The sequence below is a fragment of the Collinsella aerofaciens genome (genome assembly GCF_001404695.1).
Taxonomy (GTDB): Bacteria; Actinomycetota; Coriobacteriia; order Coriobacteriales; family Coriobacteriaceae; genus Collinsella; species Collinsella aerofaciens_E.
The window spans coordinates 20,852-36,904 of record NZ_CZAQ01000025.1 but is presented as its reverse complement, the minus strand read 5'-3'; the positions used below and the strand labels follow the sequence as shown (position 1 = coordinate 36,904).

Genomic DNA, 16,053 nt, shown 5'->3' with positions numbered 1-16,053 from the left:
CGGCGGCCCGTTCTGGGCGCGCCTCAATCGTAGCCCGAGACGGTCCCGGGCTGACAATTTCGACTGTAATGGACGTTCTTGTTTGACTAGTCATTTAAGAACGTCCCCAATGACTAGTTCCGTTTGCGGGGGAGGCGTGGGACAATACCGAGCGAATGTGATTGGGCGTCTGGGAAAAGAGGTCGCGATGAACAAGTTGAGGACGCTTGCTGACGTGTTGCGCCAGGCTGGCTTTGCGCGCATCACGGGCCTGTTTCTCGTCTTCTATCTGCTGTGCTCGACGGCCGTCTGGCTGTCCGAGCCCACGACCCTCACGTTTGGCGACGGCCTCTGGTTTAGCTTTGAGACCGTATCGACGATCGGCTTCGGTGATATCCCGGCCGAGACGCCGGTTGCCCGCGCTATCACCGTCGTTTTGAGCGTCATCAGCATCTTCTACATCGCCATGCTCACGGGCGTGGCGGTGAACTACTGCAACACGCTCATCAAGATGCGTCAAAAGGACACCATGGCGCGCTTTATGGACGATCTCGAGCATTTGGAAGAGCTCGATCGTGACGAGCTCGCCGACCTGTCGCGCCGTGTGCGCGAATATCGCCGACGCCAACGCTAGAACGGGCGACGCGCGTCACGACGAGGGGGACTGAATATGAATATCACGGTATACCTGGGCGCGAGCGTCGGCAACGACCCGGCGTTTCTGCCTGCAGTGCGAGAGCTCGGCACGTGGATTGGCTCCAACGGCCACGCGCTGGTATACGGCGGCTCCAAGTCGGGCCTGATGGGCGCGCTTGCCGATAGCGTGCTCGATGCTGGCGGGCATGTGACGGGCGTTGAGCCGAGCTTTTTTATCGAGGCAGAGTTTCAACACGACGGTATTGACGACCTCATCGTGACGAGTGATATGGCCGAGCGTAAGGCCAAGATGATCGAGCTCGGCGACGCGTTCATCGCCTTCCCGGGCGGTACGGGCACGCTCGAGGAGATTGCCGAGGTCATGTCCGCCGTGTCGTTGGGGCACTTGAGTGCGCCGTGCATTCTGTACAACCTGGATGGGTACTACAACGACCTTAAGTCGCTGCTCGGGCGCATGATTGATAAAGGACTTTCGAGCCCGCAGCGCCAGCACGGCATCTACTTTGCCGACGATTTGCGCGAGATTGCCTCGATTATTAATGGATGAGTCTTGAGCCTGCCCCACTATGACTCCCAATGGTGCCGTTTGCGGTGCAGACGGTTGGCTCGTTCGGGCAACGCTCGCTCTACAATAAAACGTATCTTTGTCGATTTTGACCACGGGAGGACCCGATGGATAACCTTGCCAAACCCACAAACCGCGCGCTGTTTTTGGTCAGCGTTGCCGTGACCGGTGCACTCGCGGGTGCTGCAGTCTGGCTATTCTTCTTTGCGATGGAGCACGGCATTGATTATTTGTGGACCGAGGCCCCGCATATGCTGGGTGTCTCTTCGCCCGAACTCGCCAGCGGTCCGTTTGGCTTTTTGCCGTACCCGTTTTTTGTCTGCCTGCTGGGCGGCTTGGTGATTGGCCTGTACGAAAAGATGACGGGCGCCAAGACCGACGACCTCAACCAGGTCATGACCAAGGTTAAGCAAGACGGGCGCTACCCGTACGACAACCTGGGCAAGCTTTCGCTCGCGGCATTGCTGCCGCTGCTGTTTGGCGGAAGCATTGGACCGGAGGCCGGCCTGACCGGCGTTATCGCCGGTCTGTGCAGCTGGGTCGGCGACCGCATGCGTCGCTTTGGCGCCGAGTTTAGGGAGCTCACGTTGCTGGGCACCCAGGCTGCCCTGACGGCGCTCTTTACCGCGCCCGTCTTTGGCTTTGTGGCGCCGCTTGCCGGTAGCACCGACGGCCAGGGTGAAGACGCCGACGATGAGTCCGCGTCCGGCGAGATCACCATCAAGCTGCCCAAGGCGCAAAAGACGGTGGTCTACGGTATTGCGATTGCCGGCGGTCTGGGCACCTACCTGCTGCTTGGACAGCTTGTGGGCGGCGGCATGGGCATGCCCAGGTTCGAGTCCGCCGAGGTGGGCAACCTAGAGCTTACCTGGCTCGTCCCTCTGTCGTTGATCGGCACCGTCTGCGGCTGGCTGTACTTTGTCTCTGAGCATGCAAGCGAGGCACTGTCCCATGCAATAGGGGAGCGTCCTGTCGTCAAGGCCATGCTGGCCGGTCTGGCACTCGCCATCTGTGGCACGGTCCTGCCCTATACCATGTTTGCCGGCGAGACCCAGGCCGACGTGCTCATGGAAACCTATCTGACCATTCCCGCTGGCGTGCTTATCGCGACCGGTCTTGTTAAGGCCATGCTGACGCCCGCCCTCATCAACCTTGGTTGGCGCGGCGGTCACTTCTTCCCGGTTATCTTCTCGGGCGTAAGCCTGGGCTATGGCCTTGCCATCCTCACCGGCGCAGATCCGGTCTTTTGCGTCGCCGTCTGCACGGCATCGACGATGGGTGCGCTCATGCGCCAGCCGGTCATGGTCGTGGGCCTGCTGCTCATGTGCTTCCCACTCAAGGGTATCGTCTGCATGATCATCGCCGCCGTCATCGCCGCCGGCATTCCACTGCCCAAGCCGCTGCGCAAGTAGTACAGTGGCGCACGCCGGGGACATGCCCTTTGCCACGGATTTGCGGGGAGGGGGGCGATCGCGTCCTTCGCGGATTGAGACTCGTGTGGCTACAGATCGCGTACTCGATAAACCTTGGTGCTGACGGTGCAGCTGATTGCGCATAGTGCGAGCACCAGTACGGCAATTCCTGCACACAGACAGCCAAGGACGGCAGGATCGGGATTCGCCCCGGCAATCGACATGAGCCAGTTGCTGATGGGGTTGGAGGAGCTCAGCGCTGCCATGGTAAGGCATCCGAGTAGGGCAAACAGGCCAACGGATAGGCGCAGTGCCTCCATGTGTCCAAATCGGAAGAACAGCGGCTGTGCCAAGAACACCATCATGAGGGAGATGAGCATCGATGCTGCCGAGGCAATTGCGATCTCAAAGATGGTTTGTCCTGTCGAGGCCACGCCCGCGCTGTTGAAGAACGGAAGGGCGATGATGTTCAAAAGCACGGCGGCGCAGGCCATGATGGCCGAGAAGACAACGATGCACAGGTAGCGTGCGCAAATTATGTCTTTGCGCGTGAGAGGCAGCGTTGCCCGATAACGCTCCCATCCGTTTTGATTGTCGAAGCCGGCCAGCGAGCTCATGACCATGATGGGCGACATGGCGCTGACCGCGCAGGCGCCGGCGCTCATGCCGGAATCGCCATCCGACGCGTTGGCAAGGGTTAGCACGACGAAGATGAACAGGCCGACGCCCGCGATGCTCGGGGTGAGCGTGCGAACGATGGCGAGCTCGGACATAAAGGCGCGTTTCATTTCGAAGCCCCTTTCAGCATGAGGCGCAGATAGTCATCAATGGTTGCCCGATCGCAGGGAATCTCTGGGAAGGCCTCGAGCGTTTCGCGACGGTTGGGCACGAGCACGTCCACGCTATAGGCGTGGTGGACGGCACGGGCGCCTTCGACGCAAGCCATAAGCTCGGCGGCCTGTGCTTGGGTACAGTGGGCGATGCCGACGCGGTCGGTAATGTCCTCGCGCGGCAGGTCAAAAATAATCGAGCCGTTATCGATGCAGATGACGCGGTCGGCGGCGCGATCGAGGTCGGACGTAATATGGCTCGAGAGCAGCACGCTGTGCAGGCCGTCGGAAACAAAGGCGAGCAGCTCATCGAGCAGCTCCTCGCGTGCCATGGGATCGAGGCCCGCGGTGGCTTCGTCCAAAACGAGCAGCTTGGCCTGGTGGCTGAGCGCGCAGGCAAGCTGCAGTTTCATGCCCATGCCGCGGGAGAGGTCCTTGACCTTTGTCTTGGGATCGAGGCCAAATCGGTCGATGAATCCGGCGAACGTTTTGCGGTCCCACGTGGGGTACGCCGGGCCTACGAGTGCCTCGATCTGGCCCACCTTGAGCGTTGAAGGGAAAGGACACGTGTCCAGCACGAGACCGACACGGGTGCGCAAGCAGCGCTGCGCTTCACCGGGTGCGTCGGCGCCACAGCGCTGCCCAAACAGGTGCACCTCGCCGGCATCGAGTTTGATAAGCCCGAGCGCGGCTCGAATCGTCGTTGTTTTGCCAGCGCCATTTGCGCCCACAAAGCCAACGATCTGGCCAGGCTCCACGGCAAGCGTGACGTCACGCAGCGAAAAACGGTCGCTCACACGGCGTGAAATGCCTTTGAGTTCTAAAAGGTTTTGCATGGTATAGCCTTTCTTGCAGATGGCTACTGCATGGTTTCGGGGGCTACCAGGTCGAGCATTTCGTGCAGCTTGTCGCGCGTGACGCCCAAGGCTTCGGCTTGGCTTGCCGCTTTCGCAAGCAGCTCTTCGATATGGCAGAGCTGGTTTTCGCGCAAGAGCTCCTGGTTGCCCTCGGCGACAAAACAGCCCTTGCCCTGCACGGTGCAGATAAACCCGAGCTGCTCCAGGTCGGCGTAGGCGCGCTTGGTGGTGATGACGCTCACGCCAAGATCGCTCGCGAGCGCACGGATGCTGGGGAGTTTGGCTCCCGCAGCGAGCGTGCCCGAAAGGATCTGAGCTTTGACCTGCGAGGCTATTTGCTCGTAGATGGGTTTATCGCTCGAATTGGATAGGATGATGTCCACAGCGGCTCCTTAGCTGATGGGCTACACGTGTATATAACCGGTAAGCACAGTATATATACACTATGCACAGTTATGCAAGAGGCAAATACGGATTGGGCCGGCTGCCTAGGCCCCAACTGATGAATTTGTCCTGATAGGCGCCCTAGAGCGGGATTTCGCGGCTACAATAGTGCGGTTACAACGACGTAATGCACTCAATGCAAGAAAGGATCCGCATGGCAAGCCTGTCGGATGAAATCTCGTCGCGCCGCACATTCGCGATCATCAGCCACCCGGACGCCGGTAAGACCACACTTACCGAGAAGCTGCTGCTCTATACCGGCAGCATCCAGACTGCCGGCTCGGTCAAGGGCAAGAGCTCGGCCAAGCATGCCGTCTCGGACTGGATGGACATCGAGAAGGAGCGCGGTATTTCCGTTACTTCCTCGGTGCTGCAGTTCACCTACAACGGCGCCTGCGTCAACATCCTCGATACCCCCGGCCACCAGGACTTCTCGGAGGATACCTACCGTACCCTTATGGCCGCCGACGCTGCTGTTATGGTCATCGACGGCGCCAAGGGCGTCGAGGCCCAGACCAAAAAGCTCTTTAAGGTCTGTACGCTGCGCCACATTCCCATCTTCACCTTTGTGAACAAGCTCGACCACGAGGCTCGCGATCCGTTTGAGCTCATGGAAGAGATCGAGAACGTCCTGGGCATCAATACGTATCCCATGAACTGGCCGATCGGCAGCGGCCGCAACTTCCGCGGCGTGTTCGATCGTCAGACCCGTCGCGTCATTGCCTTCGAGGGCGACGGCCACGCCAACGCCACCAAGAAGGTCGCCGAGGTCGAGGCCGAGCTGGGCGACCCTGCCATGGATGAGCTCATCGGCGAGGAGAACCATAAGAACCTGATGGACGACATCGAGCTGCTCGATGGCGCTGGCGACGAGCTCGACTTGGATGCTGTGGCCTGCGGCAAGCTGAGCCCGGCGTTCTTTGGCTCGGCGCTCACCAACTTTGGCGTGGAGCCCTTCCTCAAGGAGTTCCTGCGTCTGGCCCCGACGCCGCGCGCCTATACCGATACGCTCACCAGCGAGCCGGTCGATCCCTGCCGCGACGACTTTAGCGGCTTTGTGTTTAAGATCCAGGCCAACATGGACAAGAACCACCGCGACCGCATCGCCTTTGTGCGCATTTGCTCGGGCAAGTTCGAGCGCGGCATGGACGCCTTCCACGTGCAGGGCAACCGCAAGCTTAAGCTTGCTACTGGCACCTCGATGATGGCCGATGACCGTGCGATTGTTGACGAGGCGTACGCGGGCGATATCGTGGGCCTGTTCGATCCGGGTATCTTTAGCATCGGCGACACTGTGTGCTCTGGCAAGCGCCACGTGCAGTATCCGCAGATCCCGACGTTTGCCCCCGAGATGTTCGCTCGCATTACGCAGGTCGACACGCTCAAGCGCAAGCAGTTCGTCAAGGGCATGGAGGAGCTTGCCCAAGAGGGTGCTATCCAGATCTTCCGCGAACTGGGTGCCGGCATGGAAAGCGTCATCGTGGGCGTGGTCGGCGTGCTGCAGTTTGAGGTGCTCGAGCGCCGCCTCAAGGCCGAATACCGTGTTGAGGTTCGTCGCCAGCCGTTGCCCTATACCGATATCCGCTGGATCCAGAACGACCCCGACACTATTGATATCCCGGGCCTTTCGCTCACGCGCGACACCCTGCGTGTCGAGGACATGCGCGGCGGTAAGCTGCTGCTGTTCACGAGCCCGTGGAACGTGGATTGGGCAACCGACCACAACCCCGACCTTATCCTGTCGGAGTTTGGCAACGTAGCGTTTTAACGCATCGGCGCGGTGGCCCTGCGGGGCTGCCGCGCCGATTGCTTGCCTGATGCCGCGCGAGCGGCTATCATACCCACCGTCGTCTCAAGACCGGGGCGTCCGAGCAGTTCGGGTCCGATATCCTGCTCGTTAAACCTAAAACCAAAGGAGTACATAATGATCAAGAAGGTCATGGAGGACTACAAGGTCCTGCTGCGGAGCATTCCCGCGGCAACGGTTTCTCTGTTTTTCGTGAGCGTCATCATGATGAACCTGCTGGCCAACAAAGAGCTCATCAGCCTGCCATATCTGGCGCTCGACTGTGGCTTTGTGGTGAGCTGGGTTTCGTTTTTGTGCCAGGACATGATCTGCAAGCGCTTTGGCGCCAAGGCATCCATCAAAATCTCTATCCTCGCGCTGCTGGTCAACCTGGCCGTGAGTCTGTGCTTTTGGGCATGCTCGCTCACGCCCGGCATGTGGGGCGCCTACTACGACACGGGCATGATCGAGGTCAACACTGCCCTTAACGCCACCATCGGCGGCACCTGGTACGTGGTGCTGGGCTCTTCGCTGGCAATGCTCGTTTCTGCCGTGGTTAACTCCACGCTCAACCAGTCGCTCGGCCGCATGCTCAAAAAGAATAACTTTGCGAGCTTTGCCTTCCGCTCCTATGTGTCCACGGGTGTTGGCCAGTTTATCGACAACTTGGTCTTTGCCATTGTGGTGAGCCACACGTTCTTTGGTTGGACCTGGGTGCAGGTCCTTATGTGCTCGCTGACCGGCGCTGTTGCCGAGCTGCTGTGCGAGGTTTTCCTGAGCCCCGTGGGCTACAAGGTCGTGCGCGGCTGGGAGCGCGAGAATGTGGGCTCCGAGTACCTCGAGCGCCACGCAACCGCCTAAGGAGCAAGTATGCGGGTTTTGATCACGGGTGCTTCGGGCGGTATCGGAGCCGCATGCGTGCAACGATTTTTGGACGAGGGCCACGAGGTCGTGGGCTTTGATTTGCTACCGGCGGCGATCAAACACGAGCGCTACCGCCATCTGATCGTTGATGTTCGCAAGCCGGACGCGTTTCCAGGCGACCTTGAACCCCAGGTAATCGTGAACGTTGCCGGTACGCAGGATTCGGCCGATGACATCGCCGCCAACCTGTGTGGCACCATCAACGTGACCGAGCGCTACGCCTTTGTGGGGGAGGGGCTTGCCGCCAAGCCGGCGCCGGCAATCAAATCCGTGGTCAATGTGGGGTCGGCGAGCGGGCATACGGGATCGGAGTTTCCCGCCTATGCCGCCAGCAAGGGTGGCGTTATCGCCTATACCAAAAACCTTGCAAACCGCCTGGCACCGCAGGCCATCGCCAACAGTGTGGACCCGGGCGGCGTTATCACGCCGCTCAACCGTTGCGTGATGGAAGACGAACACCTGTGGAACCAGATTATGGAGCTCACGCCGCTTAAACGCTGGGCCACCGCCCAAGAGATCGCCGAGTGGATCTACTTTGTGGGCGTAACCAACCGGTTTATGACCGGGCAGAGCTTGCTGATCGATGGCGGCGAGGCCGGCCGCACACAATTTATTTGGCCCGAATAGGAAACGCGCCCGATGGAAAGCCGTCGGGCGCGTTTTTGATGTCTCGATTTTTAGTCGAGGCAAGTCCAGTTGACGGGGGTCGAGCCATGCTGTTCGAGTAGCCGATTGGCTGCCGAGAAGGGGCGCGACCCCATAAAGGCGGGGAGTTCTGCCGTGGCACGGTTAGCTGAAAGCGGCGAGGGGTGTGTGGAGGCCAAGCAGAACTTGTCGGTTGCCTTGCCCGCGCCGGTCGCGGCGAGCTTGCCCTCGACCATCTGCTGGGCAAAGCGGCCCCATGCCAAAAAGACTACCGGCTGGGGCAGCTGGCAGCAGCGCTCGATAACGTAGTCGGTCAGCGTGCTCCAGCCCAGCTTGGCGTGCGAATTGGCGGCATGCTCACGCACGGTGAGCGTGGTGTTGAGGAGCAGGACGCCCTGTTGCGCCCAGGGGGTTAGGTCTCCCGTGGCGGGGATGGAGCAGCCTAGGTCGGCGTTGAGTTCCTTATAGATGTTGCGCAGGCTCGGCGGCAGTTTGGTTTGCGTCGCGGGAACCGAGAACGACAGTCCCATGGCCTGGTTGGGTCCGTGATAGGGGTCTTGGCCCAAGATGACAACTTTGACCTGGTCTGCCGGCGTGTAGGCGAGGGCATTGAGGATGTCGTCTTGTACCGGGTAGATAGTCTGCACGGCACGCAAAAGGGCGATGCGCTCGAGCAGCTGGTCCGTCGTGTCACGTACCGGCTGCGGCGCATCGCCCAACCAAGTTGCTATGTTGCGGTCGCGGGTTGCGGTGTCCATGGGGCTCCTTTATGGCAGATGCTGTGTTGGCATCTATTGTAAAGGCGTACCGGAGACCTTTATGCCGCGGCTGTATGAAGAGTGTGGCCTACGAGACGTGCTCGGGCGCTCCTGCCATGTGAGCGTGTACTTGCGAACGAAGGCGCGGGAGCTCGACGGTTGCCACCATGACGCCGGTGAGGATGAGGGCGGCGCCAAAGAAGGCGATGGGGCTTAGGACCTCGCCGACCAGGAAGAACGAGAAGACGGCGGAGCAGACCGGCTCGAGCGAGAAGGCAAAGCCGGTGGTCTCGGCGGGCACGTGGGGCTGCACGAGCGTCTGGGTGATAAAGCCGTAGGCAGAGCAGATGAGTGCGAGTGCGACGACAACGACGATCTCGTTGGGCGTGCTGGGAAGCGTGAAGCCGCCAAAGGTGCACGCGGCGATGCCCGAGAACAGACCGCCGAAGCCCAGCTGCCAAACGCCCAGGGCCAGCGGGTCGACTTCTTCGACAAAGCGCTTGGCGATAATGATGTGTCCGGCGTAGACAAAGGCGGATAACAGCATGATGAGCGCGCCCGGGTTCAGGCTGGTAAAGTCGGCGCCCGAGAGCAGCAACATGCCGCAGGTGACGATGGCGGTGCCGACGAGCACCTTGCGCTCGGGGGCACGACGCAGCAGGGCCGCATTGGCAAACGGCACGATCACGACCGTCAGGCTCTGCAAAAAGCCGGCGGTGGAGGCGGAGGTAAGGCTGGAGCCCAGGCACATGCAGGTGAGCTCGGTTGCCATAATGGCGCCGATGATGGCGGCGCGAACCATCAGGTCACGGTTGATGCGCAGTGCGTGCTTGTGGAAGAGCACAAGACAAGCCGCAAAGGCGATGATGCAGCGCAGCGCAACGATGCTCGTGGCGTTCATGCTGTCCATGCCGATCTTCATGAGGGGGTACGAAAAGCCCCATGCGATGGGAACGGAAAATGAGAGCGCGATTGCTTTTTTGCGATCCATGGGACTCCTTTTGTTACAGAACGGTTTCGCAAAAAGGATTCTGCTCCCAGATGTGGATGTAGTAAAGCGAATGTATCTTCAGTATGATTAAGAGATATTAATGTAGGTAGAAAAAGCCCTGGCAAAACGTTTTACAGCTACATCGATGTGGAGGCACGATGGCATCGCGGTATCAGATTGTTTGTATGGTGGTCGATCGCGGCAGTCTTAAGGGCGCGGCCGACGAGCTGGGCTATACGCAAAGTGCGGTGAGCCAGGCCGTCAAGGCGCTCGAGCGCGAGCTGGGTACCACGCTTATCGAGCGCGGCAAGCAGGGCGTGTCGCTTACGCGCGACGGTAAGCAGTACCTGCCGTATCTGCGACAGATCGTAACTGCCGAGGCCGAGCTTGAGGGCAAGCGTCAGGAGTTACTGGGACTCTCCTCGACTGATATTCGTATCGCGACGTTTACTAACGTGAGCCGCACCGTATTGCCGCGCGTGATTCGCGACTTTGGGGCTCTGCATCCTGGCGTACGCTTTACCCTCAAGCAGGGCGATTACACGCGCAACGCTCAATGGGTGCACGACGGCGTGGTGGATTTTTGCTTTACGGCGCGCGGGTTTACCGCAGGGCTCGAGAAGCGCGTGGTTTATCACGACGAGTTGGTGGCATTGTTGCCGACCGCGCATCCGCTGACGGCAAAGGAAAAGGTTACGCTTGCCGACCTGGCGTCCGAGCCGTTTGTGCTGCTGGATGAGGGCGAACAGAGCCTGGTGCTCGATGCATTCGCGGCGCATGGGCTGTCACCACACGTGACGAGTGAAGTCACCGACGACTACACCATCATGGCGATGGTGGAAGAGGGCCTGGGCGTAAGTATGCTGTATCGCCGTACCGTCGAGGGTATGCGGGCCGATATTCGCGTACGTCCCATCGTGCATGCTCCCTCGCGCGACGTGGTGGCAGCTTGGCGCAGCTGGGACACCATGCCTATCGCCACGAGGCGTTTTATCGACTACATGAGCTCGCATATTGTCAATTAATGACTGGCGTGGCGTTGAGTGCGGTGTTTAGCGGGCCGTCGCTTTGGCTTGGGCGGCGCGATAGGTGCGTGCCGGGTGGCAGAGTAGTACCGCCACGACCATAAAGAATGCCGTGGTGCCCAGGCTGATGGGATAGACCATCATGATGTTCGCAAAGGTGCGGAAGTGCGGGAACACGCAGAACACCCAATAGAAGCGGATGCCGCAGACGCAGATCATGGTGATGAGGGCGGGCATAAGCGAGATGCCAAAGCCGCGTAGGTAACCGGACATGTTTTCGTAGAACATGCTAAAGGCGTATGCCGGGAAGATCGAGCACACGCGGATATAGCCGATCGAGACGATGTTGGGATCGCTGTTAAAGAGCGCCAGGATCTCGCGCCCCAGACCGACGATGATGACGATGGTGGTGAGCGCGACGATGCCGCCTTCGACCAGGCAGACCTTGAGCGTCTTAGTGCAACGGTCGATCTGGCGGGCACCGTGGTTTTGCCCCACAAAGGTGGTGCAGGCCTGGCTAAAGCTGTTGAGCAGGTTGTAGCACACGTACTCCAGGCTCATGGCAGCGCTGGATGCCGCCATGACCTCGGTGCCCAAGCTGTTGATGGCGGACTGGATGATGATATTGGCGACGGCAAAGACGGCGCTTTGGATACCGGCGGGCAGGCCAATCTTGACGATGCGCTTGAGGGCAACGGGATCGATTGCCAGGTCGCGCGGGGTGACATGGACGACGGAGTCGGTCTTGAGCAGGCGGATAAAGAGTGTGGCGGCGCTGACGGTGTAGGCGATGGCGGTGGCGATGGCGACGCCCGCGACGCCCCAGTGGAGTACGGGGACAAAGATGAGGTCCAGGCCAATGTTGAGGACGGTGGACACGGCAAGCGCCTGCAGCGGCATGCGGGTGATGCCGACGGAGCGGAAGATCGCGGCCTCAAAGTTGTAGAGCAAGATCGAGGGCATGCTGAGCAAAAAGACGCGCAGGTAGAGCGAGGCGAGTGGCATGGTTTCGGCAGGGACGTTGAGCGCGGCGAGCATGGGCTCGGCAAAGATCTCGCCCAGCACGATGACGACAAAGCCCACGAGTGCCATTAAAATCGAGGTATGGACGGCGCGTTTGACCATGTTCTGATCGTTGCGACCGATAGCGTTGGCGATGACCACGTTGGAGCCAAGCGACATGCCAATAAACAGGTTGAGCATAAGACTGGTAAGCGGAACGTTGGAGCCGACCGCTGCCATGGCGAGGGTTCCCTGGTCGCCCGAGAAGTTACCGATGATGACGGTGGCGATGAGGTTCGACAACTGCTCCAAGATGCTCGTGGCGGCTACGGGGAAGGCGAACAGGGGAATATTGCGCCACAGCGAGCCGGTGGTCATGTCAATGTGCTTAGATGCGGTGTCTGCCATACGCTCTCAATCTCTAATATGCTCTTTCGTGCTTATTTGCGCAGATGATGATACTCCTAATCGACTAGTCGGCACTTAGGCACGGGTAGTCTTTTTGGGACGGGGCTTTTTTAGCTGTCCTATGTCAAATGCGGCCTCATGCTTCGAAGGCTTCGGACGGGGTAGCTAAAAAAGCCCCGTCCCAAAAAGACTACCCAATGACTAGGTGGGGAAGGCGTGCGACAATGGTGGGCGTTGTGTTGTCCGCGCTAAGGAGTTGCCATGTTGTTGTGTCCCGTTTGCCATGAACCGTTGGTGGACGACGAACGCGGTGCTGCATGCGCGGGCGGACACCGATTTGACCGTGCGCGCGAGGGCTATCTCTATCTGCTGCGCTCGTCCAAGAGCGGTGACTCCATGGGTGATCCCAAGTCGCAGGCGCGCAGCCGTCGTGACTTTCTGAACCGTGGATACTACGCGCCGTTGCGCGATGCGATGGTCGAGCTGGTGCGCAAGCAGGTGTCTGGGCGCGCGGCGTCTGCAGGCGTCCCCATGACCTTGCTCGATATTTGCTGCGGCGAGGGCTACTACACCAGCGCCATGGGTGCGGTGCCGGACGTGGATGCTTACGGTTTCGACCTGGGCAAGGAGATGGTGCGCCTGGCCGCCAAGCGCGGCGATGCGACCTACTTTGTGGCCAATATGAAGGACATCCCCGTGGCCGATGGCGCCTTCGATATGGTGACCGAGCTCTTCGCTCCCTTTAACGAGCGTGAGTTTGCCCGCGTGCTGGCGCCCGGGGGTTCGCTCTACACCGTGGTGCCGGGTGCCCGTCATCTGTTTGGGCTCAAGGAGGTGCTCTACGACACGCCATATCTCAACGACGAGAAGCTGCCGAAGACCACCGAGCTCAAGCTGGTCGGGACACAGCGGGTGTCTGCGAACATTACGCTCCAGACGCAGGCCGATATCGAGGCGGTGTTCCAGATGACACCGTACTACTACCGCACGCGCCCCGCCGACAAAGAGCGCCTGGCAAACTTGGACACCCTTCAAACCGACATCGACTTCATCATCGCCGAATACCGCCACTAACCTACCAAAAAGGGACAGGTTTATTTTGGCAGGTTTTATCTGGGCAAATGCAAAGGGCCGACCGCGGAGATGTGCGATCGGCCCTTTTTAGTTGCTTGGCTGCAGAGGCTATGAGAAGCGAGCGCTTACAGGCGGTCCTTGTTCTCGGCCTTGACGGCGTGCGCCTGCTGAACAAAGAACAGGTCGTAGACCACGATGACAAAGGCGCCGATATTGACGGCGCTGCCGCCGAGTGCGGGAAGCGTGAGCACGGCCTGCGCAATCGTGGCGAGTGCGGCAACGATGCCGAGCTTAAACGCGCCATCCACCTGCGAGGGCTTGTTGGCGCCCTTGATGCCCGCAACACCTGCGGCGAGATCGATGAGGCCCTTGGCGATAATCACGGCCGCGGCGAGCATGGCGTTCGACCCGTACGTGGAATCGAGGTTGCCACTGGCGATGCCGACGCCGGCGATGACGAGGCTGGCGATGCCCAAAACAAAGTAGACGAGGGCAAGGATTTTGAGAGTCTTACGAGCGGAGCTCATGGCTGGTCCTTTCGATACGAGTACGCCAACCTGGCGCACCCCATGTGCTGCACATATGGTGAAGCACATTGTAGTTCAACGCGGCGATGCGTGCGTTTGAAAGCGTCTCTTGCCTGTACGGTCCAACCTTTCAAAAGGGAAAGCTGGACGTAAGCCAAATCGATGGCAGCTCATGTGCGGCGCTGAGATGATGGGGCCGTAACAAGGAGCTGATCTCAAGGAGGAACCATGATGTACGGAGTAAGGCAAGTGCGTGAGCCGCGGTCGTTGGGAAGGCGCATGGGTGATTCTGTGATCGCTGCCGTGTGCACGGTATTGATGGCGGTGCTTTGCATTGGGATGCTGTGGACCATGTCGCATGTGGGACAATAACGGACGGTTGGGTGCCGACATAAACGGCGCCCATGTATTCGTTTTCTTTGCTAAGGAGTGTCCATGGGCGTCGTCGATCCCTTTTCTGTTGCTCGGGCGGCAGGGCTCGAGTTAACCAAGACACCCAAAGGCCTCACGCTCACCGATGGCTCGATGGAGTTGCGAGCCGATTTTGCCCGCATGCTCCCACGGCTCAAGCAGGGCCGCTTGCAACAGGAGCTGCTGGTGAAGGCCGCGCGTGCAAAAGGCATCGAACAACCATGGGCGATTGATGCCACGGCAGGCTTTGGCGAGGATTCGCTGCTGCTGGCGGCCGCGGGCTTTACCGTCGATCTGTATGAACAGGATTGCGTGATCGCGGCGCTCCTCAAGGATGCCTTGGATCGCGCGGCAGATGATCCGGCGCTTGCGGCTGCCGTGGCGCGCATGCGCTTGCATGCGGGCGAGGACAGCATTGCCGGCCTTCGCCATGTAACTGAGCTGATCGAGCGGGGCGAGTTCGCGGCTCCCGATGTGGTATATCTGGACCCCATGTTTCCCGAGCGCACCAAGAGCGCGGCGGTGAAAAAGAAGTTCCAACTTTTGCACCATTTGGAACAGCCGTGTGCCGATGAGGAGACGCTGGTCGAAGCTGCGCTTGCGGTGCGGCCGCGCAAGGTCGTTATCAAACGGCCGGTGAAGGGGCCGCTGCTTGCCGGCGTCAAGCCGAGCTATCAACTTGCGGGCAAGGCCGTTCGTTACGATGTTTTGGTGCCGCCGCGCCCGTAGCTTGCGCACAATGGCTGGCGTCCCGTCAACACCGTGCCGATGCGAGGTCTATTTCCAAGGGTGCGACGTCAGGTGCCAGCCGCCACAGTATTCGCATTTGTAGCAGGCCAAACCACGCCGTCCGCGGTTTTCGCAGTCGGCCATAACGGCCTCGGCCTCGGCGCGTGTGTCGTACCGGTTTTTGCGCTCGCACGACTTATAGCGCCAAGCCTCATCGCGCTCGGCGTCCAGGGCGTCGCGGCGCTCGCCCTCGCGCGCAAACAGGTCGCTCATATCGCCGCCGGTGGCAGCGCCCAAAAACTCGCTTTTGGCCTTTGACCAGGCGGCTCGCTTCTTGCTCCCCATCTGCTTCGCACCCTCTCCAAACGTTGGTATCATTGCTCAATCAAAGTGATACCAATAAACGTGAGGTCGCCGCGTGATGATCAGAAAAACCCTCGATACCGACATTCCCGTCGTCATGGCTATCTATGACGCGGCCCGCGCCTTTATGCGCGCACATGGCAACGCCACGCAGTGGCCCGAGGGCACGCCTTCGGCCGAGCAGCTGGCTGCCGATATTGCCGCTGATGGCAGTTACGTGTGCGAAGTCGACGGTCGCGTGGTGGCGACGTTTGCCCTTTTGCCGGGGCCGGACGAGTGCTATGACGTCATTGAGGACGGGCAATGGCGTAGCGACACTCCGTATGCCGTACTGCACCGCGTGGCGTCCGACGGCACCGTGCACGGTATCGCGGCTGCGATGTTTGCCTTTGCCAAGGAACGCGCCGACCATCTGCGTATCGACACGCACGAGGATAACTTGCCCATGCAGGGCGCCATCGCCAAGGCCGGGTTTAAGCGCGCCGGTATCGTATATGTGTCGGACGGTACGCCGCGCGTCGCGTTTGATTGGCTGCGCGAGGCGTAGGAGCCAAGGCACGTATCATCACCCAGCTCAAATAAAAAATGGCCCCGAGTGGGGCCATTTTTGGTAAAACGCGTCGTTGTGGGACTCGCATTGTTACCGCCCCAGATGAGACCGGGCGG

General features: G+C 60.1%; 18 protein-coding genes. 10 read left to right on the top strand and 8 right to left on the bottom strand.

Going from position 1 to position 16,053, the window contains the following annotated elements; all coding sequences use genetic code 11:
- Window positions 1–187: 187 nt before the first annotated feature.
- The 3 genes from AQ996_RS07045 (at window position 188) to AQ996_RS07035 (ending at window position 2,613) form a co-directional block, all read left to right on the top strand.
- Window positions 188–613: a potassium channel family protein gene (locus tag AQ996_RS07045; protein WP_055252221.1), complete on the top strand. Its 426-nt coding sequence runs from the start codon at window positions 188–190 to the stop codon at window positions 611–613.
- 36 nt (window positions 614–649) lie between these two features.
- Window positions 650–1,183, top strand: coding sequence for an LOG family protein (locus AQ996_RS07040; RefSeq protein WP_055252220.1), 534 nt, complete (start codon window positions 650–652; stop codon window positions 1,181–1,183).
- Window positions 1,184–1,308: 125 nt separating this feature from the next.
- Window positions 1,309–2,613 carry a chloride channel protein gene (locus tag AQ996_RS07035; RefSeq protein WP_055252219.1) on the top strand — a complete coding sequence of 435 codons (1,305 nt, stop codon included), beginning with the start codon at window positions 1,309–1,311 and terminating at the stop codon, window positions 2,611–2,613.
- Between the two features lie 89 nt (window positions 2,614–2,702).
- Here the strand turns inward: AQ996_RS07035 and AQ996_RS07030 are convergent, their stop codons facing one another.
- From AQ996_RS07030 to AQ996_RS07020, 3 genes are read right to left on the bottom strand one after another with little or no spacing between them, the layout of a single operon-like run.
- Entirely contained in the window at window positions 2,703–3,401 is a 699-nt protein-coding gene (locus AQ996_RS07030; RefSeq protein ID WP_055252218.1) for an ABC-2 transporter permease, read from the bottom strand.
- Window positions 3,398–4,279, bottom strand: a complete 882-nt coding sequence (locus AQ996_RS07025) for an ABC transporter ATP-binding protein (RefSeq protein ID WP_055252217.1) — start codon at window positions 4,277–4,279, stop codon at window positions 3,398–3,400. Before AQ996_RS07025 ends, AQ996_RS07030 begins: the two co-directional genes overlap by 4 nt.
- Window positions 4,280–4,302: 23 nt before the next feature.
- Entirely contained in the window at window positions 4,303–4,683 is a 381-nt protein-coding gene (locus tag AQ996_RS07020; RefSeq protein ID WP_055252216.1) for a GntR family transcriptional regulator, read from the bottom strand.
- 215 nt (window positions 4,684–4,898) lie between these two features.
- Between AQ996_RS07020 and AQ996_RS07015 the strand changes: the two genes are divergently transcribed.
- The 3 genes from AQ996_RS07015 to AQ996_RS07005 all read left to right on the top strand — a co-directional run bounded on the left by AQ996_RS07015 (window position 4,899) and on the right by AQ996_RS07005 (window position 8,081).
- The gene (locus tag AQ996_RS07015) at window positions 4,899–6,512 is read left to right on the top strand and encodes a peptide chain release factor 3 (RefSeq protein ID WP_055252215.1); all 1,614 of its coding nucleotides are present in this window, start codon (window positions 4,899–4,901) and stop codon (window positions 6,510–6,512) included.
- A gap of 156 nt (window positions 6,513–6,668) precedes the next feature.
- Window positions 6,669–7,391: a VUT family protein gene (locus AQ996_RS07010; RefSeq protein WP_022093974.1), complete on the top strand. Its 723-nt coding sequence runs from the start codon at window positions 6,669–6,671 to the stop codon at window positions 7,389–7,391.
- 9 nt (window positions 7,392–7,400) lie between these two features.
- The gene (locus AQ996_RS07005) at window positions 7,401–8,081 is read left to right on the top strand and encodes an SDR family NAD(P)-dependent oxidoreductase (protein WP_055252214.1); all 681 of its coding nucleotides are present in this window, start codon (window positions 7,401–7,403) and stop codon (window positions 8,079–8,081) included.
- Between the two features lie 50 nt (window positions 8,082–8,131).
- Here the strand turns inward: AQ996_RS07005 and AQ996_RS07000 are convergent, their stop codons facing one another.
- Window positions 8,132–8,857 (bottom strand): uracil-DNA glycosylase, encoded by a 726-nt coding sequence (locus AQ996_RS07000; RefSeq protein ID WP_055252213.1) that lies wholly within the window; start codon window positions 8,855–8,857, stop codon window positions 8,132–8,134.
- 88 nt (window positions 8,858–8,945) lie between these two features.
- Entirely contained in the window at window positions 8,946–9,848 is a 903-nt protein-coding gene (locus tag AQ996_RS06995) for a DMT family transporter (RefSeq protein ID WP_055252212.1), read from the bottom strand.
- Between the two features lie 158 nt (window positions 9,849–10,006).
- On the opposite strand from AQ996_RS06995, the gene AQ996_RS06990 reads away from it, so the two are divergent.
- The gene (locus AQ996_RS06990) at window positions 10,007–10,873 is read left to right on the top strand and encodes a LysR family transcriptional regulator (protein ID WP_055252211.1); all 867 of its coding nucleotides are present in this window, start codon (window positions 10,007–10,009) and stop codon (window positions 10,871–10,873) included.
- Window positions 10,874–10,900: 27 nt separating this feature from the next.
- On the opposite strand, the gene AQ996_RS06985 is transcribed toward AQ996_RS06990, so the two are convergent.
- Window positions 10,901–12,283 carry an MATE family efflux transporter gene (locus AQ996_RS06985; protein ID WP_055252210.1) on the bottom strand — a complete coding sequence of 461 codons (1,383 nt, stop codon included), beginning with the start codon at window positions 12,281–12,283 and terminating at the stop codon, window positions 10,901–10,903.
- 261 nt (window positions 12,284–12,544) lie between these two features.
- Here AQ996_RS06985 and AQ996_RS06980 point away from each other — a divergent pair, with 261 nt between their 5' ends.
- A complete protein-coding gene (locus AQ996_RS06980) occupies window positions 12,545–13,357 on the top strand; it encodes a putative RNA methyltransferase (protein WP_055252209.1) in 813 nt (270 codons plus the stop codon).
- Between the two features lie 125 nt (window positions 13,358–13,482).
- Here AQ996_RS06980 and AQ996_RS06975 read toward each other — a convergent pair whose 3' ends face one another.
- Window positions 13,483–13,884, bottom strand: coding sequence for a hypothetical protein (locus tag AQ996_RS06975; protein WP_055252208.1), 402 nt, complete (start codon window positions 13,882–13,884; stop codon window positions 13,483–13,485).
- A 435-nt stretch (window positions 13,885–14,319) separates the two neighbouring features.
- Here AQ996_RS06975 and AQ996_RS06970 point away from each other — a divergent pair, with 435 nt between their 5' ends.
- Window positions 14,320–15,024 (top strand): class I SAM-dependent methyltransferase, encoded by a 705-nt coding sequence (locus tag AQ996_RS06970; protein WP_055252207.1) that lies wholly within the window; start codon window positions 14,320–14,322, stop codon window positions 15,022–15,024.
- A 48-nt stretch (window positions 15,025–15,072) separates the two neighbouring features.
- On the opposite strand, the gene AQ996_RS06965 is transcribed toward AQ996_RS06970, so the two are convergent.
- Window positions 15,073–15,369: a hypothetical protein gene (locus AQ996_RS06965; RefSeq protein WP_055252206.1), complete on the bottom strand. Its 297-nt coding sequence runs from the start codon at window positions 15,367–15,369 to the stop codon at window positions 15,073–15,075.
- 76 nt (window positions 15,370–15,445) lie between these two features.
- Here AQ996_RS06965 and AQ996_RS06960 point away from each other — a divergent pair, with 76 nt between their 5' ends.
- On the top strand, window positions 15,446–15,934 hold the full coding sequence (locus AQ996_RS06960; protein ID WP_082435567.1) for a GNAT family N-acetyltransferase: 489 nt from the start codon (window positions 15,446–15,448) through the stop codon (window positions 15,932–15,934).
- The last annotated feature ends 119 nt before the right edge of the window (window positions 15,935–16,053 follow it).